The 20,638-nt window shown below is 74.8% G+C and carries 19 protein-coding genes and 1 riboswitch; of the genes, 11 read left to right on the plus strand and 8 right to left on the minus strand.

Translation table 11 applies throughout. The features are described 5' to 3' along the window. Position 1 precedes the first annotated feature (1 nt). From cobN to ACW69E_RS07490, 5 genes are all read right to left on the minus strand, one after another. The gene (gene cobN / locus ACW69E_RS07470; RefSeq protein ID WP_457497380.1) at positions 2–3,700 is read right to left on the minus strand and encodes a cobaltochelatase subunit CobN; all 3,699 of its coding nucleotides are present in this window, start codon (positions 3,698–3,700) and stop codon (positions 2–4) included. Positions 3,701–3,762: 62 nt separating this feature from the next. After that, positions 3,763–5,316, minus strand: a complete 1,554-nt coding sequence (locus ACW69E_RS07475; RefSeq protein ID WP_457497381.1) for a cobyric acid synthase — start codon at positions 5,314–5,316, stop codon at positions 3,763–3,765. Continuing rightward, positions 5,313–6,368, minus strand: coding sequence for a cobalamin biosynthesis protein (locus tag ACW69E_RS07480; protein WP_457497382.1), 1,056 nt, complete (start codon positions 6,366–6,368; stop codon positions 5,313–5,315). Before ACW69E_RS07480 ends, ACW69E_RS07475 begins: the two co-directional genes overlap by 4 nt. A 120-nt stretch (positions 6,369–6,488) precedes the next feature. Further along, positions 6,489–6,676, minus strand: a riboswitch (cobalamin riboswitch). A 261-nt stretch (positions 6,677–6,937) separates the two neighbouring features. Then, positions 6,938–7,153, minus strand: coding sequence for a hypothetical protein (locus ACW69E_RS07485; RefSeq protein WP_101254474.1), 216 nt, complete (start codon positions 7,151–7,153; stop codon positions 6,938–6,940). 28 nt (positions 7,154–7,181) lie between these two features. Then, complete coding sequence (locus tag ACW69E_RS07490) at positions 7,182–8,417, minus strand: anion permease (protein WP_457497383.1); 1,236 nt, start codon at positions 8,415–8,417, stop codon at positions 7,182–7,184. A 216-nt stretch (positions 8,418–8,633) separates the two neighbouring features. Between ACW69E_RS07490 and ACW69E_RS07495 the strand changes: the two genes are divergently transcribed. From ACW69E_RS07495 to ACW69E_RS07520, 6 genes are all read left to right on the plus strand, one after another. Beyond that, positions 8,634–9,296, plus strand: a complete 663-nt coding sequence (locus tag ACW69E_RS07495) for a class II aldolase/adducin family protein (RefSeq protein ID WP_457497384.1) — start codon at positions 8,634–8,636, stop codon at positions 9,294–9,296. 173 nt (positions 9,297–9,469) lie between these two features. Next, the gene (locus tag ACW69E_RS07500; protein ID WP_457497385.1) at positions 9,470–10,603 is read left to right on the plus strand and encodes an alpha/beta hydrolase family protein; all 1,134 of its coding nucleotides are present in this window, start codon (positions 9,470–9,472) and stop codon (positions 10,601–10,603) included. 53 nt (positions 10,604–10,656) lie between these two features. Continuing rightward, on the plus strand, positions 10,657–12,072 hold the full coding sequence (locus ACW69E_RS07505) for a hypothetical protein (RefSeq protein ID WP_457497386.1): 1,416 nt from the start codon (positions 10,657–10,659) through the stop codon (positions 12,070–12,072). 203 nt (positions 12,073–12,275) lie between these two features. Beyond that, a complete protein-coding gene (locus tag ACW69E_RS07510) occupies positions 12,276–13,874 on the plus strand; it encodes an ABC-F family ATP-binding cassette domain-containing protein (protein ID WP_457497387.1) in 1,599 nt (532 codons plus the stop codon). A gap of 430 nt (positions 13,875–14,304) precedes the next feature. After that, positions 14,305–14,526 (plus strand): helix-turn-helix domain-containing protein, encoded by a 222-nt coding sequence (locus tag ACW69E_RS07515; protein WP_175540892.1) that lies wholly within the window; start codon positions 14,305–14,307, stop codon positions 14,524–14,526. A gap of 110 nt (positions 14,527–14,636) precedes the next feature. Beyond that, positions 14,637–15,416, plus strand: a complete 780-nt coding sequence (locus ACW69E_RS07520; protein WP_457497388.1) for an enoyl-CoA hydratase/isomerase family protein — start codon at positions 14,637–14,639, stop codon at positions 15,414–15,416. Positions 15,417–15,422: 6 nt separating this feature from the next. Here ACW69E_RS07520 and ACW69E_RS07525 read toward each other — a convergent pair whose 3' ends face one another. Beyond that, on the minus strand, positions 15,423–16,187 hold the full coding sequence (locus ACW69E_RS07525; RefSeq protein ID WP_457497389.1) for a hypothetical protein: 765 nt from the start codon (positions 16,185–16,187) through the stop codon (positions 15,423–15,425). Between the two features lie 233 nt (positions 16,188–16,420). Here ACW69E_RS07525 and ACW69E_RS07530 point away from each other — a divergent pair, with 233 nt between their 5' ends. From ACW69E_RS07530 to ACW69E_RS07550, 5 genes are read left to right on the plus strand one after another with little or no spacing between them, the layout of a single operon-like run. Beyond that, positions 16,421–16,903, plus strand: a complete 483-nt coding sequence (locus ACW69E_RS07530; protein ID WP_206346583.1) for an Asp23/Gls24 family envelope stress response protein — start codon at positions 16,421–16,423, stop codon at positions 16,901–16,903. 51 nt (positions 16,904–16,954) lie between these two features. Then, on the plus strand, positions 16,955–17,137 hold the full coding sequence (locus ACW69E_RS07535) for a hypothetical protein (protein WP_206346584.1): 183 nt from the start codon (positions 16,955–16,957) through the stop codon (positions 17,135–17,137). A 3-nt stretch (positions 17,138–17,140) separates the two neighbouring features. Then, positions 17,141–17,542, plus strand: a complete 402-nt coding sequence (locus tag ACW69E_RS07540; protein WP_457497390.1) for a hypothetical protein — start codon at positions 17,141–17,143, stop codon at positions 17,540–17,542. A 7-nt stretch (positions 17,543–17,549) separates the two neighbouring features. Beyond that, positions 17,550–18,242, plus strand: a complete 693-nt coding sequence (locus ACW69E_RS07545; protein WP_457497391.1) for a DUF6286 domain-containing protein — start codon at positions 17,550–17,552, stop codon at positions 18,240–18,242. Between the two features lie 20 nt (positions 18,243–18,262). Then, positions 18,263–18,862: an alkaline shock response membrane anchor protein AmaP gene (locus ACW69E_RS07550; protein ID WP_457497436.1), complete on the plus strand. Its 600-nt coding sequence runs from the start codon at positions 18,263–18,265 to the stop codon at positions 18,860–18,862. Positions 18,863–18,958: 96 nt separating this feature from the next. Here ACW69E_RS07550 and ACW69E_RS07555 read toward each other — a convergent pair whose 3' ends face one another. Both ACW69E_RS07555 and ACW69E_RS07560 read right to left on the minus strand, forming a co-directional pair. Beyond that, positions 18,959–19,714 carry an SDR family oxidoreductase gene (locus tag ACW69E_RS07555; RefSeq protein ID WP_457497392.1) on the minus strand — a complete coding sequence of 252 codons (756 nt, stop codon included), beginning with the start codon at positions 19,712–19,714 and terminating at the stop codon, positions 18,959–18,961. A gap of 5 nt (positions 19,715–19,719) precedes the next feature. After that, positions 19,720–20,634: an SURF1 family cytochrome oxidase biogenesis protein gene (locus tag ACW69E_RS07560; protein WP_457497393.1), complete on the minus strand. Its 915-nt coding sequence runs from the start codon at positions 20,632–20,634 to the stop codon at positions 19,720–19,722. Between the last annotated feature and the right edge of the window lie 4 nt (positions 20,635–20,638).

Below are 20,638 nucleotides of genomic sequence, written 5' to 3' on the forward strand. Positions count from 1 at the left end.
GTCACGCGTCGCCCTCCAGATCGTCGGAACCGCTCTCCAGGTCGCCCTCGAGTTCGAGGTAGATCTCGCGCAGCCGCTCCAGGGTCTCCGCTTCCGGCTCGGCCCACAGCCCGCGGTCGGCGGCCTCCAGCAGCCGCTCGGTCACGCCCCGCAGCGCCCACGGGTTGGAGCGCTTCATGAACTCCTGGTTGGTCTCGTCGAAGACGTACTCGGCCGCGAGCCGCCGGTACATCCAGTCGTCCACGACCCCGGCCGTCGCGTCGTAGCCGAAGAGGTAGTCGACGGTCGCGGCCATCTCGAAGGCGCCCTTGTAACCGTGCCGCCGCATCGCCGCCATCCAGCGGGGATTGACCACCCGCGCCCGGAAGACCCGGTGGGTCTCCTCGCCCAGCGTCCGCGTCCGCACCTGGTCGGGGACGGCCGAGTCGCCCACGTAAGCCTCCGGGGAGTCCCCGGTCAGGTGGCGCACCATCGCCACCATGCCGCCGTGGTACTGGAAGTAGTCGTCGGCGTCGGCGATGTCGTGCTCGCGGGTGTCGACGTTCTTGGCCGCCACCTGGATGCGGCGGAACGCCGTCTCCATGTCGCCGCGCGCCGGGCGGCCGTCCAGCCCACGCCCGTACGCGTAGCCGCCCCAGACCGCGTACACCTCGGCCAGGTCCGCGTCCGAGCGCCAGTTGCGGGCGTCGATCAGCGGCAGCAGCCCGGCCCCGTACGCGCCCGGCTTGGAGCCGAAGATCCTCGCCGTGGCCCGGCGCCGGTCGCCGTGCGCGGCGGTGTCCTCGTCGGCGTGGGCCCTCACATGGTTGGACTCGGCGGGCTCGTCCAGCTCCGCCACCGCCCGCACCGCGTCGTCCACCAGTGCCACCACGTGCGGGAAGGCGTCCCGGAAGAAGCCGGAGATGCGGACGGTGACGTCGATGCGCGGCCGGCCCAGCTCCTCAAGGGGCACGATCTCGAAGCCCGTCACCCGCCGGGAGGCGTCGTCCCACACCGGACGGCAGCCCAGCAGCGCCAGGATCTCCGCGATGTCGTCGCCCTGGGTGCGCATGCAGGAGGTGCCCCACACCGTCAGGCCCACCGACTTCGGGTACTCGCCGTGGTCGGCCAGGTGCCGGGCCAGCAGGGAGTCCGCCAGCGCGCTGCCGACGTCCCACGACAGCCTGGACGGGATCGCCTTGGGGTCCACGGAGTAGAAGTTCCGCCCCGTCGGCAGCACGTTGACCAGACCGCGGGTGGGCGAGCCGGAGGGGCCGGCGGGCACATAGCCGCCGGCCAGCGCGTGCAGCACGTTGCCGATCTCGTCGGTGGTGCGCTCCAGCCGGGGCACGACCTCGTCCGCGGCGAACTCCAGAACACGCACCGCGCCCGGCAGTTCGGCCTCCATCACCTCGCGGACCACCTTCGGGGCCGCCTCGCGCGCCCAGCCGCGGGCCTCCATCGACTCCACCAGCCGCCGCGCCAGATGCTCCAGCAGGTCCACCGCGTCGGAGGCGGTACGGGCGGGCCCGTCCGCGAGCGCGGTCAGCGCCCCGGGCACCTCGATCCGCGCCCCCGGCCCGGCCAGCAGTTCGGACTCCACCAGCCCCACGTGTTCGGCCAGCACCGCCCGCAGGCCCGGCAGCGCGCCGCCGACCCCGCCCCACACCTGGGCCGAACGCAGCACCGCCAGCACCAGGTTGACGCGCGGCTCGCCCACCGGGCCGCCGCCCAGCACATGCAGGCCGTCGCGGATCTGCACATCCTTGATCTCGCACAGCCAGCCGTCGATGTGCATGACGAACTCGTCGAACTCGTCCTCGTCCGGCTGCTCCTCCACACGCAGGTCGTGGTGGAGCTCGGCGGCCCGCACCAGCGTCCAGATCTGGCTGCGCACGGCCGGGGCCTTGGCCGGGTCCAGATCGCTCACCAGCGCGTACTCGTCCAGCAACTGCTCCAGTTTGGCCAGGTCGCCGTAGGAGTCGGCGCGCGCCATCGGCGGCACCAGGTGGTCGACGACCGTGGCGTGGCCGCGGCGCTTGGCCTGGGTACCCTCGCCGGGGTCGTTGACGATGAACGGGTAGACCAGCGGCAGATCGCCCAGCACCGCGTCCGGGGCGCAGCCGGCCGACAGGCCCAGGCCCTTGCCCGGCAGCCACTCCATCGTGCCGTGCTTGCCCATGTGCACCACGGCGTCGGCGCCGAAGCCGCCCTGCTCCGGCGGGGCCTCCATCCAGCGGTAGGCCGCCAGGTAGTGGTGGGAGGGCGGCAGGTCGGGGTCGTGGTAGATCGCGATGGGGTTCTCGCCGAAGCCGCGCGGCGGCTGGATCATCACCACCACGTTGCCGAACCGCAGCGAGGCCAGCACGATCTCGGCCTCCTCGCCCTCGCCGTCCACGTACAGCGAGCCCGGCGGCTCGCCCCAGTGCTCGCGCATGGCCTCGCGCAGCTCCGGGTCGAGCGCGGCGAACCACCGCCGGTAGTCGGACAGGGGCACCCGGGCGGGCGCGGCGGCCAGCTGTTCCTCGGTCAGCCACTCCACGTCGTGGCCGCCCGCCGCGATCAGCCGGTGGATCAGCTCGTCGCCGCTCCCGGGCAGTTCGCCGGTGTCGTAGCCGGCCTCGCGCAGGGCGCGCAGCAGTCCCACGGCCGAGGCCGGGGTGTCCAGGCCCACGGCGTTGCCGACGCGCGAGTGCTTGGTGGGGTAGGCGGTGAAGACCAGGGCGATCCGCTTGTCCGCGTTCGGCCTGCGGCGCAGGGCGGCGTGCCGCACCGCGATCCCGGCCACCCGGCGGGCCCGCTCGGGGTCGGCGACGTAGACGGGCACCCCGTCGGGGCCGTCCTCCTTGAAGGAGAAGGGCACGGTGACCAGCCGCCCGTCGAACTCCGGGATCGCCACCTGCATCGCCGCGTCCATCGGCGACAGGGCGGCGTCCGAGGCCTCCCAGGCGGCGCGGGAGCCGGTCAGGCACAGGCCCTGGACCACGGGGACGTCCAGCTCGGCCAGCGCGCCGACGTCCCAGGACTCGTCGTCGCCGCCCGCGCTCGCGTCCGCCGCGTGGGCGCCGCCGGCGGCGAGCACGGTGGCGACCAGCGCGTCGGCGCGGCCCAGCAGTCCGTACAGGCCCGGGTCGGCACTCCTGAGCGAGCCGCAGTACACCGGCAGGGCGTTGGCACCGCGCTCCTCGATCGCGTCGCACAGCGTGTCGACGAAGGCGGTGTTCCCCGACAGCTCGTGGGCCCGGTAGAACAGCACGCCCACCGTCGGCCGGGACGGATCGTGCCCCCGGTCGCCGCGCACGCCGTACTCGGGCATCGGGCGCGGTCCGTCGAAGCCGTGGCCGGTCAGCAGCACGGTGTCGGACAGGAAGCGCACCAGCTCCGCCAGGTTCTCCGGCCCGCCCGCCACCAGATACCTCAGCGCCTCGGCGACCACACCGGCCGGGACGGTGGAGGCGGCCATCAGCTCCGCGTCCGGGACGGACTCGCCGCCCAGCAGCACCGTCGGGATCCCGGTGGCACGCAGCGCCGCCAGTCCGTCCTCCCAGGCGCGCCGACCGCCCAGCAGGCGTACGACGGCGATGTCCGCGCCCTCCACGAGCGCGGGCAGCTCCCCTGCGACGTCGACGCGCGCCGGGTTGGCGATGCGGTACGGGGCGCCGGAGGCGCGGGCCGCCAGCAGGTCGGTGTCGGCGGTGGACAGCAGCAGTACCGTGCTCATCGAGCTCCCATCGGTTCGTACGTCCTTCGCATCGGTCGCATCGGTCGTTCGGCTCGCGCCGCTCACGGCGCACCCGGCGGCACGAACGGCAGGCCCGCGGGCGCGCCGCCCTCGATCAGCCGCAGCAGCGCGGCGGTGTCGGCGTGCTCCTCCACCAGATCGCCCAGCCGGTCCAGCTGCTCCTCGCGCAGCGCGGCGAAGGAGGTGTCCGGGGCGGGGACGAACGCCCGCCCCGCGTCGGCGGCCACCCGCCGCAGGAAGGCACGCCGGAAGCCGTCGCTCTCCAGCGAGCCGTGCCAGTGCGTGCCCCACACCGAGCCGGTGCGGCAGCCGTCCAGGAACGGCTCGTCCCCGCCGGCCACCTCGGCCACGCCGTGGTGGATCTCGTAGCCCTCCACCCGCTCGCCCAGCGCCTCGCCGACCGGCCGGGCCAGGGTCTTCTCCGCCTCGAAGCGCACCCGCACCGGCAGCAGGCCCAGGCCGTCCACCGTCCCGGCGCGCGATTCCACCTCGTCCTCGATCCGCTCGCCCAGCATCTGGAAGCCGCCGCAGATCCCCAGCACCGGGCGGCCCTCGGCCGCCCGGCGGGCCAGCGCGCCGGCCAGGCCGCGCTCGCGCAGCCAGGCCAGCGCCCGCACGGTGCCGCGGGTGCCCGGCACGATCGCCAGATCGGCGTCGGCCAGTTCCTCGGGCCGGTCGGTGAACCGCACCACCACCCCCGGCTCGGCCGCCAGCGCGTCCACGTCCGTGAAGTTCGACATCAGCGGCACGGGCACCACCGCGACCCGCAGCACGTCGCGGCCGTGCGGCGGCGCGACGGCCGACTCGCGGACGGTGCCGCGCAGCGACAGCCGCAGCCCGTCCTCCTCGTCGATGCCCAGCCCGTGCGCGTAGGGCAGGACGCCCAGCACCGGCCGGCCGGTCAGGCCGCGCAGCATCTCCAGACCGGGTTCCAGCAGCGTGACGTCACCGCGGAACTTGTTGACCAGATAACCCGCCACCAGCGCCTGGTCCCCGGGTGCCAGCAGGGCGGTGGTGCCGAAGAGGGAGGCGAAGACCCCGCCGCGGTCGATGTCGCCGACCACCACGACCGGAAGCCGGGCGGCGCGCGCCAGGCCCATGTTGACGATGTCGGTGCGCCGCAGGTTGATCTCGGCCGGGCTGCCGGCCCCCTCGCAGATCACCGCGTCGTGGGTGCGGCGCAACTCGGCCAGGCAGTCGGTGACCGTCTCCAGCAGCTCCTCCCGGCGCCCCGGGCGCCGCGCCACGCCGGGGGACGGCGGCACTGCGGGGTTCCCGAAGTAGCCGCGCGCGCTCATCTCGCCCACCGGCCTGCCCAGCAGCACCACCTGGCTGGAGCGGTCGCCACCCGGTTTGAGGAGCACGGGGTTCATCAGCGCGTTCGGCTCCACACCGGCCGCGGCGGCCTGCATGGCCTGGGCGCGGCCGATCTCGGCGCCCTCGCGCGTCACGAAGGAGTTCAGCGACATGTTCTGCGCCTTGAACGGCGCCACCTTCACGCCCCTGCGGGCCAGCCAGCGGCAGACGCCCGCCGTGACCACGCTCTTGCCCGCGTCCGAGGTCGTTCCCGCGATCAGCAACCCGCCGCCCGTCACAGCCCGCCCCCCGGCGTCCGCCGCCCCCGCCGCCGCTTCCCCGGCCGTGCGGAGCGGGTCTCCCGCAGCGCCCCGGCGGTGCCGCAGACCGCCAGAGCCAGCGCGCACACCCGGCGCGAGAGCCGCACCGCGCGCTCGATGTCCTCCACCCGCACCGGGCGGCCGCCGGCGCCCAGGACCGGCCGGTGCTCGACGCGTCCGCCGTACGACAGCGTCCCGCCCAGCCGCAGACCCAGCGCGCCCGCGAACGCCGCCTCGACCACACCGGCGTTGGGGCTGGGGTGGCGGCGGGCGTCCGCGCGCCAGGCGCGCAGCGCGCCGCGCGGGTCGGGGCCGGCGAGCGCGGCCAGCAGCGCGGTCAGCCGGGCGCCGGGCCATCCCGCCACGTCGTCCAGCCGCGCCGAGGCCCAGCCGAAGCGCAGATGGCGCGGTGAGCGGTGGCCGACCATCGCGTCCAGGGTGTTGACGGCCCGGAAGCCCGCCAGCCCCGGCACACCGGCGGCCGCGCCCCACACCAGGGCGCCCACCACGGCGTCGGAGGTGTTCTCGGCGACGGACTCGACCACCGCCCGGGCGATGCCGTCGGCGTCCAGCGCCTGCGGGTCGCGTCCGCACAGGTGCGGCAGCCGGGCGCGGGCCGCCTCCAGGTCACCCGCCTCCAGCGCGGCGGCGATCGTGCGGGCCTCGCGCGCCAGCGTCGTACCGCCGACCACCGCCCAGACGGCGGCGGCCGTGAGGGTGGTACGGGTGGCGGGGGAGCGGCGCACCGCACGGTCCAGCGCCGCCGCGGCGGCGGCGGCGCCGCCCGCGCACACGGCGGTGTACAGCGCGCCGGCGCCGCGGTGGTCGCGCCACAGCAGGCGCTCGGCGGCCGCGGCCGCGCGCCCGAAGGCGGCGACGGGATGGGCGCGGCGCGGATCGCCGGCGATCAGGTCGAGCAGGTATCCCAGGGCCGCCCCGCACGCGTAGCCCGCGGCCGGAAGGCCGGGGGCGGCGGGGAGTCCGGTGTCCGCCGGAGCGATGGCCGGGGGGAGGGCGTGATCGGCACGCATCGCGTCAGCCGGCCGTCACACCTCGTGCGGAGACGGTGGCACAGCGCGGTGGGGGCGGTGCGGCAGGCAGGATGCCGGGCATGGCGGTATGTCCTCACTCAGGGTCCTCGCCCTGGCTCGACGTGACCGGCGGTGAGAGTCTCCTGGCTCCCGGATCGGCGCTTCCCCCGGCCTTCCAGCCCGATGTGCGGGCCGTGACGCTGGGTGGGGGAGCGCTCCCCGGTGACAGTGGCGGGACCGCGCCGGATTCGCACCGGCTTCCTCTCCTGCCGCCGTTTGGCAACGGGAAGTCCACCACGGCCGGACAAGCGCGTCAACTCACCCGTGACCTGCGGCGGCGCACTGTGCGCAAGCGCACACGGCGCACGCCGGGGGTACGTGGGGGCGCTCGCGCCCCTGGGTGGGGCGGGAACGCGGGGGGGCGCCCGCGGGCGTGGGAGGAGCCCGGGAGGCCGCGTACGCCGGAGGGGGCGCCGGGAGAACGCGCGGGCGCCCGGCGGTGTCCGCCGGGCGCCCGCGAAGGCCTGACCGAGGCCTGCCGGGGCCGCGCGGGCCCCGGCAGACCTCGGTCAGGCCGCGATGATGTAGATGCCGTACGCCACCGCGGCCGCGCACAGGGCGTAGCTGGCGTAGGCGCCGACGCGGGCCAGGGCGGAGGAGCCGCCCCGCGCCTTGTCGTTGGTGCCCAGGCCGACGATGCCGAGGGTGAACAGGCCCACCAGGCCGACCGTCATCACGAGACTGACGCCGAAGACCTGGCCGAGGGCCGCCCAGTCGATGTCCATGGTGCTTCTTCCTTCGCGGGGCTCGGGCTCAGGGAGCGGAGACGGTGGTCTTCGCCGGGGTGTCGGAGGACTTCCCGGCCTCCTCCATGGCGGCGGTGGGCGGCGGGGCGACGGCCTGCACCGCGGCCGTGACCACGCCCGCGTCCTCCGCCTCGACCGGCTCGACGTCGTTGACGTTGGTGTGGTCGACCGGCTCCCGGCGGGAGGCGAACCAGATGGCGGCGATGGCGGCGACGGAGACGACTGCGACCACGGTGACGCCCCAGTCGCCCTGGATGGCCAGCAGCGCGGAGCCCGCGGCGATCAGACCGGCGGCCGGGAGGGTCAGGCCCCAGGCGGCGACCATGCGGCCGGCGGTGCTCCAGCGGACCACACCGCCCTTGCGGCCCAGGCCGCAGCCCATGATCGAGCCGGAGCAGACCTGCGTGGTGGAGAGCGCGAAGCCCAGGTGGGAGGAGGCCAGGATGGTGACGGCCGAGCTGGTCTGGGCGGCGAAGCCCTGCGCCGGGCGGATGTCGGTCAGGCCCTTGCCCATGGTGCGGATGATCCGCCAGCCGCCCAGGTAGGTGCCGAGCGCGATGGCGATACCGGCCGAGGCGATGACCCACAGCGGCGGGTCGGCGTCGGCGCCGAGCACACCGCCGGAGATCAGCGCGAGGGTGATGACACCCATCGTCTTCTGCGCGTCGTTGGTGCCGTGGGCCAGGGAGACCAGGCCGGCCGAGGCGATCTGCCCGGCGCGGTAGCCCTTGGCGACCTGCCCCTCCTCGGCGTTGCGGCTGATCCGGTAGGTCAGCCTGGTCGCGAGCATGGCCGCGATGCCGGCGACCAGGGGTGCGACGAGGGCCGGGATCAGCACCTTCATGAAGACGGCGCTGATGGAGACGGCGCCGATGCCGACGGCGGCGATCGTGGCGCCGAGGAGACCGCCCATGAGGGCGTGCGAGGAACTGGAGGGGAGTCCGGCCAGCCAGGTCAGCAGGTTCCACAGGATCGCGCCGACCAGCCCCGCGAAGATCACCGCGGGTTCGATGCCGGAGTCCTCGTTGATGAGACCCTTGGAGATCGTCGCGGCGACCTCGACCGAGATGAAGGCGCCGATGAGGTTGAGGACCGCCGACATCGCCACCGCGGTCTTGGGCTTGAGTGCCCCGGTGGAAATGGTGGTGGCCATGGCGTTGGCCGTGTCGTGGAAACCGTTGGTGAAGTCGAACACCAAGGCCGTGACGATCACGATCCCGATGAGAAGCGTGATGTTTTCCATTCACCCAGGCAATCGGTCGAGGGGGCAGGTACTCGGCGAAGGTAAGGATGCTGAGTGAACGCAAGGTGAACTGGGAACGGCGCCATGGTGTCTCATGCCGCCTGTGTGCGCAGGGTCGCACGGTGCGGTAGGAGACGCGCCCTCCACGTGCTCCGGTGCGCCGCCCGCCCCGGCACGGGCCGCCGCCGTTAGAGTGCCCCGCCGGAGGTGGTGCGGATGAGGCCGGCCTGGGCGGACGCCTGGAGGGAACTGGTGGCCACGGCCCGCCGGACGGTGGCGGACGGCCTGGTCGTGGGCACCTCGGGCAACGTGTCGGTGCGGGTCGGCGACACCGTCCTGGTCACCCCCAGCGGCATCGCGTACGACCGCCTCGGTCCGGACGAACCGTGCGCCGTCGACCTGGACGGACGGCCGGTGGCCGGCGACCTCGTGCCCACCAGCGAGCTGCCGATGCACCTGGCGGTGTACCGCTCCACCGATGCGGCGGCGATCGTCCACACCCACGCCGTGCACGCCACCGCCGTCTCCACCCTCGTCGACGAACTCCCGGCGATCCACTACATGGCCGCCGCCCTGGGCGGACCGGTCCGCGTGGCGCCGTACGCCACCTACGGCAGCGAGGAGCTGGCCGCCCACGCGCTGGAGGCGCTGCGCGACCGCAGCGGCTGCCTGCTGCGCAACCACGGCACGCTCGTGTACGCCGACAGCCTCGGCCGGGCGTACGACGACACCGCCCAGCTGGAGTGGATGTGCCGGGTCTGGCTCGCCGCCGCCTCCGTGCCCGGCCGCACCCCGTCCCTGCTGCCGCCCGGGGAACTGGACCGCGTCGCCGGGCGGCTGCGCGGCTACGGGCAGCGCGGCCGGCCCACCCGCGACTGACCCGCCCGGCACCCGTCCGCCCCGGGGCGGATGACGCCGCGCGGGCGGGGTACGAGGTGGGCGACACCGGCGCCGGCGGCGCCGGGCGGGGGAGCCGGTCCCGGCCCGCCCCGCTCACCCGCCGGAGCCCGCCCGCTGGCCCCGGCGGCACCGCGCCGCCATCCTTGGAGACGATGAGTCTGCGCAGAACGGCGGTCCTGACCGCCCTCACCACGCTCGGTGCCGGAGCGGCCGCTGTCGTGGCCGGCCGGTACGCGGCCACCGCCGCCCTCAGGCCGCCCTCCGGGCACCTCCCGCCCGCCGGCTTCGAGGGCCCGCAGCTGACCGTCCACGCCACCGCGGCGGGGCAGGTCACCCTGACCCGGTCCCTCATCTCCCAGCTCCCCGGCACCTACGCCCTCACCGGCTCCGGCCGGCACGCCGTCGTCGGAACCGTGCTCGACGTCCCCTCCTCCGCCGACACCGTCGTACGGCGCCTGGAGCGGGTGGACCGCGGACGGCTCGCCGCCGGGGACCGGGTGCGGCTGACCCCGCAGCTCCACACCGGGAACCCCGGGGACGCGCTGGGTCTGGAGTACGCGGACGTGGAGGTGCCCGGCGAGCTCGGCCCCCTGCCCGCCTGGTACCTGCCCGCCCTGCGCGACGTGTGGATCATCGCCGTGCACGGCCTGGGCGCCACGCGCGAGCACCCCATGAACGTCCTGCCCTTCCTGAACGCCATGGGCGTCCCCGTGCTCGTCCCCGCCTACCGGGGCGATCCCGGGGCGCCCCGGTCGCCCGACGGCACCGTGCACCTGGGCGACTCCGAGTGGCACGACCTCGACGCGGCCATCCGCCACGCCCTGGGCCGCGGCGCCCGCGGCATCGTGCTGTACGGCTGGTCCACCGGGGCCACCATGGCGCTGCGGGCCGCCGCCGAGTCCCCGGTCCGCGACTTCCTCACCGGGCTGATCCTGGACTCGCCCGTGCTCGACTGGCGAGCCACCCTGCGCGCCCTGGCGGGCGCCCGCCACATCCCCGCCCCCCTGCTGCCGCTGGCGGTGCGCGCCGCGCAGGGCCGCGCCAGGCTCCACCCGGACCTCCACTCCGAGCTGAGCGACCCCGGTGCGCTGCGGCTGCCCACGCTCGTCCTGCACGGTCCGGACGACGCCGTCGCGCCCTGGGGGCCCTCCCGCGAACTGGCCGAACAGCGCCCGGACCTGGTCTCGCTGCACATCGTCGGGCAGGCTCCGCACGCCGCCATGTGGAACGCCGATCCGCAGGGCTACCAGGAGGCGCTGCGCCGCTTCCTCACCCCGCTCATGTGAGGCGCCGCGACCGGCGTTTGGGCTTTCGGGCCGTCATCAACAACACTGCTCCCGTGACGTCCCGTACCCCGCGAGACACCCGGCTGCGCCTCGTATCCCGTCAGCCTCTCGCCGCCGCGCGCCGAGCCGTGGGCGCGCGCCGCCGGCGGAGCGCGCCCAGGCCCCCCGCGGGGGTGCCCCCACGCGACCAACTCGCCCGTCAGGCACGGGCCTGCCTCAGCGAGGCGGTGCGCCTGGCCCGCTGGGCCGACGGCACCGGGCTGTCGCCGGTGGCGGCCGCCGAGCGGGTGGCCGGGGAGCTGCGGATACCGGTGGAGCAGATCCCCGTCCACTGGGACCGCGCCCGGCTCGCCGGCCTCATCGAACTGCACGACGGCACCGCCATGCCCGGCTGGCGGCTGCGCGCCTGGGACCGCGACGACTCGGCCGTGCTGCGCGGCTGGGTCGCGCTCTTCGACGCCTGGTCGCTGGCCCACCCCGCGCCCGAGGGCGCGGACCCCGGGGCGGTGGGGGAGGTGGTCGTCGCGGCGCCGCAGTTCCTGTCCGTGATGCACCTGTCCTCCGGCCCGGTGACCGTGCCGGCCCTGCTGGACCTGCTGAGGCGGCGCATCGCGGAGATCCGTGCCGAGCGCGACGGCGCGGCGTCCCCGGGCGGCCCTTCCGGCGATTCGCCCGGCGGCCCCCCGGCGGGAGGGGCGGCCGGTGAGGCGGACGACTGCCTGCCCGCGCTCCTGGACTGGGCCCTGGACGGCCTCGCCTCCGTCGGCGCCCTCACCCGCTGCGCCGAGGACGGCCGGGGCCGCCCCGGGCAGGCGGTGCTCACCCCGCTGGGCAACTGGGCGGTGTGGGTGAAGCTGGAGCAGATCTGCGTCGCGGCCCAGAGCCCGGCGGGGAACATCGAGCAGCACGCCGAGGACATGCTGCGCGGCTGCGCCAGGCTCTCGCCCGGGGAGGCCCGTGCCGAGTACCGGGCCTGGCTGGCCGCGCGCCCCACCGGCCCGGCCGTCGCCGAACTGATCGAGGCCGCCCGCGGTGACGACGCCCTCATCCGCGGGCTGGCCTTCGAGGCGCTGCGCGCCGTGGGCGCCCCTGCGGAGTCCGCCGTCCGCGAGGCGGCCGGCGAGCCCGTCCTGCGCCCCTACGCCCTGCTCTGGCTCGCCGAGCACGACGGCGCGGACCCGGCGGACCTGGCGAACGGCGCCCCCGGCGTCCTGACCCGGGAGGAGGCCACCTGGCTGTGGGTGGACACCGCCGCGGCCGTCGCCGACCACGGGGAGGGGAAGGTGCTGGTGGAGCACCTGGACTCGGCCGTGCAGAACACCGTCCCCGAGCTTTTGGAGGCGGTCCGCGCCACCGGCCACCCCCGTACCGTCCAGGTCCTGGTCGCGCTCGCCGCGGCCCACCCGGACCCGGTGCTGGCCAGGGCCGTGCGCCGAGCGGCCTTCCAGGTCCATACCGGCGAGGTGTGACGGGCCGCCGGGGGCCTTGCGCCCCCGGCGCCCCGCACGGCGCGGGGCCCGCGCGGCCTCGGCGCCCCGGCGCGGAAATCCGGTTGCGCGCCGCCGTTAGACTGGCCGCATGGTGAACCTCCTCGTGCATTAGCGGTGTACGCCCGTCTCCCAGCCCCCGACCGACGACGTACGTACGTCCACCCTGCCCAGGAGTATTTTCCGTGATCACCGCCACCGGAGTAGAGCTGCGCGCCGGCGCCCGGATCCTCATCGAGTCCGCCTCCTTCCGCATCGCCAGGGGCGACCGCATCGGACTGGTCGGCCGCAACGGGGCGGGCAAGACGACCCTCACCCGCTGCCTGGCCGGCGAGGGGGTCCCCGCCGCCGGGACGATCACCCGCACCGGCGAGGTCGGCTACCTGCCCCAGGACCCGCGCACCGGCGATCTCGACGCCCTCGCCCGCGACCGCATCCTGTCCGCCCGCGGTCTGGACACCGTGCTGCGCAGGATGCGCGAGAACGAGGACCGGATGGCGAACGGCCAGGGCGCCACCCGCGAGAAGGCGATGCGGAAGTACGAGCGGCTGGAGACGGAGTTCCTCACCAAGGGCGGCTACGCCGCCGAGGCCGAGGCCGCCACCATCGCCGCCAGCCTCGGACTGCCCGACCGGGTGCTCGGCCAGCCGCTGCACACCCTCTCCGGCGGCCAGCGGCGCCGGGTGGAACTGGCCCGCATCCTCTTCTCGGACGCCGACACCCTGCTGCTGGACGAGCCCACCAACCACCTCGACGCCGACTCGATCGTCTGGCTGCGCGACTTCCTCAAGACCTACCGCGGCGGTTTCGTCGTCATCTCCCACGACGTCGACCTGGTGGAGACGGTCGTCAACAAGGTTTTCTACCTCGACGCCAACCGCTCGGGCATCGACATCTACAACATGGGCTGGAAGCAGTACCTGACCCAGCGAGAGGCGGACGAGAAGCGGCGCAGGCGTGAGCGGGCCAACGCCGAGAAGAAGGCCGCGGCCCTCAACGCCCAGGCCGACAAGATGCGCGCCAAGGCCACCAAGACGGTGGCCGCCCAGAACATGGCCCGCCGGGCCGAGCGGCTGCTGGCCGGGCTGGAGGGGGAGCGGCAGGCCGACAAGGTCGCCAAGCTGCGCTTCCCCGACCCCGCGCCCTGCGGCAAGACCCCGCTGATGGCCGAGGAGCTGTCCAAGTCCTACGGCTCGCTGGAGATCTTCACCGACCTCTCGCTCGCCATCGACAAGGGCTCCCGGGTGGTCATCCTCGGCCTCAACGGCGCGGGCAAGACCACCTTGCTGCGGCTGCTGGCCGGGGTGGAGAAGCCCGACACCGGCCGGGTGGTCGCGGGCCACGGGCTGAAGCTCGGCTACTACGCGCAGGAACACGAGACGCTCGACGGCGACCGCACGGTCCTGGAGAACATGCGCTCGGCCGCCCCGGACATGGATCTGGTCGACATCCGCAAGACGCTGGGCTCCTTCCTGTTCTCCGGCGACGACGTGGACAAGCCCGCGCGGGTGCTCTCCGGCGGTGAGAAGACCCGGCTGGCGCTGGCCACGCTGGTGGTCTCCTCGGCCAACGTGCTGCTGCTGGACGAGCCGACCAACAACCTCGACCCCGCCAGCCGGGAGGAGATCCTGGGCGCCCTGCGCACCTTCACCGGCGCGGTGGTGCTGGTCACCCACGACGAGGGCGCGGTGGACGCGCTCCAGCCGGAGCGGATCATCCTGCTGCCCGACGGTGTGGAGGACCTGTGGGGCGAGGAGTACGCGGACCTCGTGGCGCTCGCCTGAGCGGAGCCGGCCACGGCGCGGCGGGCGGCCGCCCGCCGCGCCGGAACATCCGCCCCGGCTCCACCCCGCCCCGGCCACGCCGCGAGCGCGTTGTGATCACACCGTTCTGGATCATTCGGCCGACGCTTGATCCATCATCTGAGTGAGATCGGCTCGTATTCCGGCGCGGTCGGGTGTCGATGGCACCGGGGGTGTGGCATAGACCTCCCATCTCCGGTGCTTGAACACCGGCCGAGGCCCTGACCTGCTCTTTCTCCGTGTCGGAGGGAAGCGCGCACCACGAAAGAGCCGTGAGACGCCTCACTCCGGGGTCCTTGGGTCCTTGTCCGGCCGCCGACGACGTTTTACGGACCTTGTCGAATGGGTGGCCAGAAAACCGGCAAGGGGTGATCATGAGAGTCCAGAGCGCACTTCCCATGAGGAGGCACGGGTGGCCGAGACTCTGAAGAAGGGCAGCCGGGTGACCGGCGCCGCGCGCGAGAAGCTCGCGGCTGACCTCAAGAAGAAGTACGACTCCGGTGCGAGCATCCGGGCGCTGGCCGAAGAGACCGGCCGCTCCTACGGATTCGTGCACCGGATGCTCAGCGAGTCCGGCGTGACCCTGCGCGGTCGCGGCGGTGCCACGCGGGGCAAGAAGACCGCGACGTCCTGAGACCCAGGGTGTCCCGAGGGGCGCCACCCGGTCGGACATCCAGTCGACCGGGTGGTTACTCTTCAGTCACTTGACAGTCGTCCGACTGTGGACTGCCCCGGGAGGTCCTCATGACCCTGCTCGACAAGGACGGCGTGCGGCTCGCCGCGGACGGTGCCGTGGCCACGGTCACGCTCGACCGCCCGGCCAAGCGCAACGCCCAGACGTTCGCGATGTGGCGCGCCCTGGCCGAGGCCGGGCGGCTGCTGCCCGGCGAGATCCGCGTCGTCGTCCTGCGCGGAGAGGGGCAGTCCTTCTCCGCCGGACTCGACCGGCAGGCCTTCACCCCCGAGGGCTTCGACGGCGAGCCCTCCTTCATCGACCTGGCGCGCGGTTCCGACGCCGAGGTCGACACGGCCATCGCCGGCTACCAGGAGGCCTTCACCTGGTGGCGGCGCAACGACATCGTGAGCATCGCCGCCGTCCAGGGCCATGCCGTCGGCGCGGGCTTCCAGCTCGCGCTCGCCTGCGACCTCCGGGTGTGCGCCGACGACGTGCAGTTCGCGATGCGCGAGACCAGCCTCGGGCTGGTCCCCGACCTCACCGGCACCCACCCGCTCGTCTCCCTGGTCGGGTACGCCCGCGCGCTGGAGATCTGCGCGACGGGCCGCTTCGTGCGCGCCGAGGAGGCCGAGCGGACCGGCCTGGCCAACCTCGTGGTGCCCGCCGCGGAGCTGGAGGCCGCCACCGCGGACCTGGCCGCGGCACTGCTCGCCGCCCCGCGCGACGCGGTGATCGAGACCAAGGCGCTGCTGCGCGGTGCGGTGGACCGTACCTACGACGAGCAGCGCGCCGCCGAGCGCGCGGCCCAGACGCGCAGGCTGCGCGACCTGGCCGGCATCGGCGACTGACCGCTCTCACCCCGGCTCCCGCACCACCTCCGTCACCACGGCCGCGACCGTCACGGGCCCGGGGGCGCCGGCCGCCGCGGCCCGTGCCGCCGCGTCGCGGACCGCGCGCGCCACATCGAGCGCACGGTGGTCCGCGGCGACCGCGAACTGGACCTGCACACGTCGTCCGGGGGCCGTGCCGGCCCCGTCGCCGGGGCCGGTGTCCACGATCCGCAGTGCCCGGGCCGCGCCCCCCAGTTCGGGGGCCAGGCGTGTCACGCCCACAACGGCCAGCGCCGCGGCGCCGACCGGGGTCCCGGCCTCCCCGGTGTCCGGGGTCTCCCCGGTGCCGGTCCGCTCCCCGGAGGGCTCCTCGGGCCGGGGCCCGTCGTCCGGCCCGCCCAGCAGCCCGGTGATCCGCAGGTCCACCGCCGCCACCACCAGCCCCAGGCGCCTGTCGGCCGCTTCGGCCAGGGCCGAGCGCAGCCGCTCGGCCGCCGCCGGCAGCGGCTCCTCCGTACCGGCCTCGAACTCCGCGGAGATCGTGACCGGGCCGGGCGGAAGAGCGCTGGGAGGCATCGGTACGGCCGGCTTCCCGCCCGCGCCGGGCCCGGCCGGGGAGAGCCGCGGCGTGCCCGGCCGCACTCCCGGCAGCCCGGCCGCCGCCTGCCGCAGCACATCGGCCGCCGCCCGCTCCGCGATCCAGGCGCCGTCCTCCGCTCCGCCCAGCGGGAGCAGGCGTCCGAAGCCGATCTGCCGCCGCACGGCCTGAGTCAACCGGTCCGTGGCCATGGTCTGCGCTCCTCTCCAGGCCCCCGGTGCCTGTCCCGTGAGGCATTTCGGTGCCCCGTCGGCACTCTTGGAGGTTCTCCTTCCAACGGTGCCCAGCCTTGCGCCACGGGCTTCGCCCGGCCGCGTCCTTCCTCCATGTGGCGGTGCGTTTATGAGGCAAAAGAGGACAATCATGTCTAGCGTGGAGATACCGGGATGAAGAGTTCCTTTGTCGAAGGCGAGGGGTGACGGAAATGACCGAGACCACCCAGCAGAACCGTTCAGGCCCTTCCGGCGGACGGCTCGGTGAGGGGCGGGGCGCGAGCGACCCGCGTGTGCGCGGGAAGACCACGATCGCCGACGGCGTGGTGGCGAAGATCGCCGGGATGGCGGCCCGCGAGGTCGACGGTGTCCACGCGATGGGCGCCGGCATGAGCCGGACCATCGGCGCGGTGCGCGACCGCGTTCCCGGTGGCGGTGGCGGTGGCGGTTCGTCCGTCACACGAGGAGTGAAGGTCGAGGTCGGCGAGACCCAGGCGGCGATCGATCTGGACATCGTGGTCGAGTACGGAGTGTCGATCACCGATGTGGCGAGCGATGTGCGCGAGAACGTCATCGGCTCGATCGAGCGGATGACCGGGCTGGAGGTCGTCGAGGTCAATGTCACGGTCGACGACGTCAACCTGCCCGACGAGGGCCAGGAGGAAGAGCAGCCGGAGAGGCCACGGCTGCAGTAGCGCGCCGCGGGCCGCAGGGGCCCGGCGGAGCAGGAAGCTGAGGAGCGCACGATGAGCATGGCCGCAGTCGGCTTGATCGCAGGCATGGCGCTGGGCTTCGCCGGATACTTCGGCGGTTTCTGGGCCTTCCTCCTGGTGGCGGTACTGGGCGTGGTCGGTTTCGTCGCCGGCCGGGTCCTCGACGGCGACCTGGAACCGGGAGAGATCTTCCGCTCCGGTGGCGGACGGAGGTGACCGGTGGCGCAGGAATTCCGCAGGGCGGAGATCTCCTGGGTGCCCGCGGCGGAGCGGGGGGCGACGAGGGTCGCCGACCGGGTCGTCGCCAAGATCGCCGCGCGGGCCGCCCGCGAGGCCCTGGACGAGGACCCCGGGGCGCCGCGTGCGGGAAAGGAGCCGCGGGCGAAGGTCGCCGTCCGCCGCCCTGCCGACCGGAACGGGCCGAACGGCGAGGCCCGGGTGCTCGTGGCGGTCGAACTTCCCTACCCCTGCGACATCGGCGCACGGTGCGGCTCGGTGCGCCGGAGAGTCGCCTCACGGGTGCGGGAGCTGGCCGGTATGGCGGTCCGGCAGGTGACCGTCGAGGTCACACGGCTGCACACGGGCCCCTCCGGCGGCAGGAGCGGAGGGAGGGTGCGGTGAGGGCACGATGAGCCACGACGCCCGGCGGCAGCCGGCCCCCGAGAGCGCCGCCGGCACGGACGCGGACGGTGTGGAACCGCCCCCGCCTGAACCCTCCGGCGCGGACCGCCCGCCGGACGGCGGCCGGGGCGACGGGGGTGGCGGAGGCGGGAGCACCCGGCGCTTCTGGTCGGCCCGGCGGGTACCGGCCGCGATCGTGGCACTGGTCCTGGCCGTCGCGGCGGCCGTGCTCCTGTACGAGGCCGTCGCCGCGAGCATCGACAAGCCCCCCTCCGCGTGGCGGCGCGAGACCACCGCGGACCTGGCCGCCAGGCCGCTCGACGACCCCTGGGCGATCGCCGGCGCGGCGCTCGCGGTCCTGCTGGGGCTGTGGTTGGTCGTGCTGGCGGTCACCCCCGGGCTGCGCGGTCTGCTGCCGATGCGCGGTGGTTCCTCCGACGGAGTCCGGGTGCGCGCCGGACTGGAGAGATCCGCCGCCGAGACGGTGCTGCACGACCGGCTGATGGACGTGCCCGGGGTGCGTTCGGTCCGGGTGAGCGTGGGTCGGCATCAGGTCAAGGTGCGGGCGCGGGCGCACTTCCGGCCCCTGGACGATGTGCGTGGAGATCTGGACAGGGTCGCGCAGGAGGGCGTGCGGCAGCTCGGACTCGCCCGGAGGACGCGGCGGTCGGTCCGGGTGCGGCGCCCGAAGAAGGGCTGAGGAAGGGCGAGGTGGACCGGATGCTCACGGTGGTGAACCGGATCCTGCTGGGGCTGGCCGGACTGGCGCTGCTGGTGCTGGGACTGGCGGCCCTGGCGGGCGGGCTCGACCTCCAGCGGCGCTGGGGTTTCGACATGCCCCGGGATCTTTTCCGGGGCGGGCCGGACGAGGCGCTGCTGGGGCGGGGCGAACCCGCCTGGTGGCGGGACGCGGACTGGTGGCGATGGCTCCTGGCGATCGGTGTGCCGGCCGCCGCGCTCCTGCTCGCCCTGTGGTGGCTGTCGGCGCAGCTGTGGCGGCAGCGGCCGGACACCGTGCTGGTCGACAGCGGCGACGGTTACGGCGCCCTGGTCGGGACACGGCCACTGGAGGACGCCGTGGCAGGGGAGGCCGGGGCCCTGCCGGGCGTGGAACGGGCGCGGGTGAGGCTGGGCCGCCGCCGCGCCGGTGTGCGGGCCCGGGTCGCACTGGCGGTGGCCGCCCACGCGAGCCCCGCCGAGGTCCTCGCGCGCGTGCGGGACGAGGCGCTGGAGCACGCCCGTGTCTCGGCGGGCCTGGAGAAACTGACCGCGCAGGTCCGGCTGCGCCCGGCGCGGCAGCGGGGCGGGGGGACGGGCTGAGGCGGTGCCCCGCCGGTCACCCTCACCGCCCCCGGTCCCACCGTCCCGTGGCCGTCCCCGCCGGTACGGGCCGGGGACGGTGGCGGGACGGAAAGGTCAGAAGCCGCGGCGGGCGCCGCCGTCGACCGGGAACATCACCCCGGTGACGTACGAGGCGGCGGGGGAGAGCAGGAACGCCGCCGTCCTGCCGAACTCCTCCGGGGTGCCGTAGCGGCGCAGCGGGATCGCGGCCGAACTCCGTTCGCGGGCGGCTTCGGCGTCCCCGGTCATGGCGTCCAGGCTGCGTACCCGGTCGGTGTCGATACGGCCCGGCAGCAGCCCGACGACCCGGACGCCGCGCGGCCCCACCTCGTCGGCCAGCGACTTCGCGAAACCGGCCAGCCCCGGACGCAGTCCGTTGGAGACCGTCAGGCCGGGGATCGGCTCGTGCACCGAGCCGGAGAGGACGAAGCCGATCACCCCGCCCTCGCCCAGTCGCGCGGCCGCGGTGCGGGCCAGCCGCACCGCGCCGAGGAAGACCGTCTCGAAGGCCGACTGCCACTGGTCGTCGGTGACCGTCTCGTGGGAGCCGGCCGGCGGCCCGCCGACGCTGATCAGCACCCCGTCCAGACGACCGTGGCGCTCGTGGGCCGCCGTCACCAGACGGTCTGCCGCGGCCGGGTCGGCGTTGTCCGCCACCATGCCGAGGACGTCACCGCCCAGCCGTCCGGCGGCCTCGGCCACCGTCTCGTCGCTCCGGCCGGTGATGATCACCTTCGCGCCGTCGGCGGCCAGCTCCCGTGCGGCGGCGAAACCCAGCCCGCGGGTGGCGCCGGTGACGAGGTACACCCTGTCCTGAAGTCCGAGATCCATGGGGATCAGTCTGCCGGTCGGTCCGCCGCCCCGGCAGCGGAGGGGGTCGGAACGGGTCGCCCGGGCGCGGTTTCGCCGTCCGCCTCCCCGTCCGTGCGCCCCTTCGGGGAAGCCTGCGCACCGGAGTCCCGCGCCAGGCGGTCCCGGCGTTCGCGGCGGACCAGCACCACCCAGCCGACGGGGACGGCGGCGGCGAACAGCCACCACTGGAACGCGTACGCCAGATGCGGGCCGATGCCGCTGTGGTCCGGCTCGGGAAGGCGTTCGGGCTGCTCGCCGGAGGTCTCCGGCGAGGTCTCCTCCAGTGCGACGTAGCCGCCCAGGACCGACCGGTCCAGTTCCCGGGCCATCCGTGCGCTGTCGATCAGCATCACCTGGCGGGGCGGCAGCCCCTGCCTGTCCTTGACGCCGCCGCCGGCCTTCTCGTCGGCCATCAGCCGCCCGGTCACGGTGACCTCGCCGGAGGGAGGCGCCGGCACCTCGGGGAACTTCGTCAGGTCGTCGCCCGCCGGGATCCAGCCCCGGTTGACCAGCACGGCCGTGCCGTCCCCGCGGACCAGCGGGGTCAGGACGTGGTAGCCGATGCTCCGGCCGTCCCCGCCGGTGCGCTGGCGCACGACCGCCTCGCCGCCGGTGTCGTAGACGCCGGTCGCCGTCACCCTGCGGTAACGGTCGGCTTCGGCCGGGCCGCGGCCCGGAGCCGCCAGCTCCCCCACGGGCACCGGATCGGCGGCCAGGCTCTCGGCCACCAGCTCGTTGCGCGCCACCCGGTCCTCGTGCTTGTGGAGCTGCCAGAAGCCGAGTCCGACCATGCCCGGGATCAGCAGGAGCGCGACGAGGGTGAGAACCACCCACTGCCGGGACAGCAGGAAGCGGTACGCGGAAGCGGACGGTGCGGACGATACGGGTGGCACAGTCATCGAC

Source organism: Streptomyces sp. SS8, assembly GCF_054072955.1.

Bases quoted from the DNA above. Each gene is read 5' to 3' on its own strand.
- ACW69E_RS07560 (WP_457497393.1), bottom strand. From the start codon at position 20,634: ATGACTGTGCCACCCGTATCGTCCGCACCGTCCGCTTCCGCGTACCGC.
- cobN (WP_457497380.1), bottom strand. From the start codon at position 3,700: ATGAGCACGGTACTGCTGCTGTCCACCGCCGACACCGACCTGCTGGCG.
- ACW69E_RS07535 (WP_206346584.1), top strand. From the start codon at position 16,955: ATGAGCATGGCCGCAGTCGGCTTGATCGCAGGCATGGCGCTGGGCTTC.
- ACW69E_RS07495 (WP_457497384.1), top strand. From the start codon at position 8,634: ATGAGGCCGGCCTGGGCGGACGCCTGGAGGGAACTGGTGGCCACGGCC.
- ACW69E_RS07545 (WP_457497391.1), top strand. From the start codon at position 17,550: ATGAGCCACGACGCCCGGCGGCAGCCGGCCCCCGAGAGCGCCGCCGGC.
- ACW69E_RS07555 (WP_457497392.1), bottom strand. From the start codon at position 19,714: ATGGATCTCGGACTTCAGGACAGGGTGTACCTCGTCACCGGCGCCACC.
- ACW69E_RS07550 (WP_457497436.1), top strand. From the start codon at position 18,263: ATGCTCACGGTGGTGAACCGGATCCTGCTGGGGCTGGCCGGACTGGCG.
- ACW69E_RS07500 (WP_457497385.1), top strand. From the start codon at position 9,470: ATGAGTCTGCGCAGAACGGCGGTCCTGACCGCCCTCACCACGCTCGGT.
- ACW69E_RS07490 (WP_457497383.1), bottom strand. From the start codon at position 8,417: ATGGAAAACATCACGCTTCTCATCGGGATCGTGATCGTCACGGCCTTG.
- ACW69E_RS07525 (WP_457497389.1), bottom strand. From the start codon at position 16,187: ATGGCCACGGACCGGTTGACTCAGGCCGTGCGGCGGCAGATCGGCTTC.
- ACW69E_RS07520 (WP_457497388.1), top strand. From the start codon at position 14,637: ATGACCCTGCTCGACAAGGACGGCGTGCGGCTCGCCGCGGACGGTGCC.
- ACW69E_RS07485 (WP_101254474.1), bottom strand. From the start codon at position 7,153: ATGGACATCGACTGGGCGGCCCTCGGCCAGGTCTTCGGCGTCAGTCTC.
- ACW69E_RS07480 (WP_457497382.1), bottom strand. From the start codon at position 6,368: ATGCGTGCCGATCACGCCCTCCCCCCGGCCATCGCTCCGGCGGACACC.
- ACW69E_RS07530 (WP_206346583.1), top strand. From the start codon at position 16,421: ATGACCGAGACCACCCAGCAGAACCGTTCAGGCCCTTCCGGCGGACGG.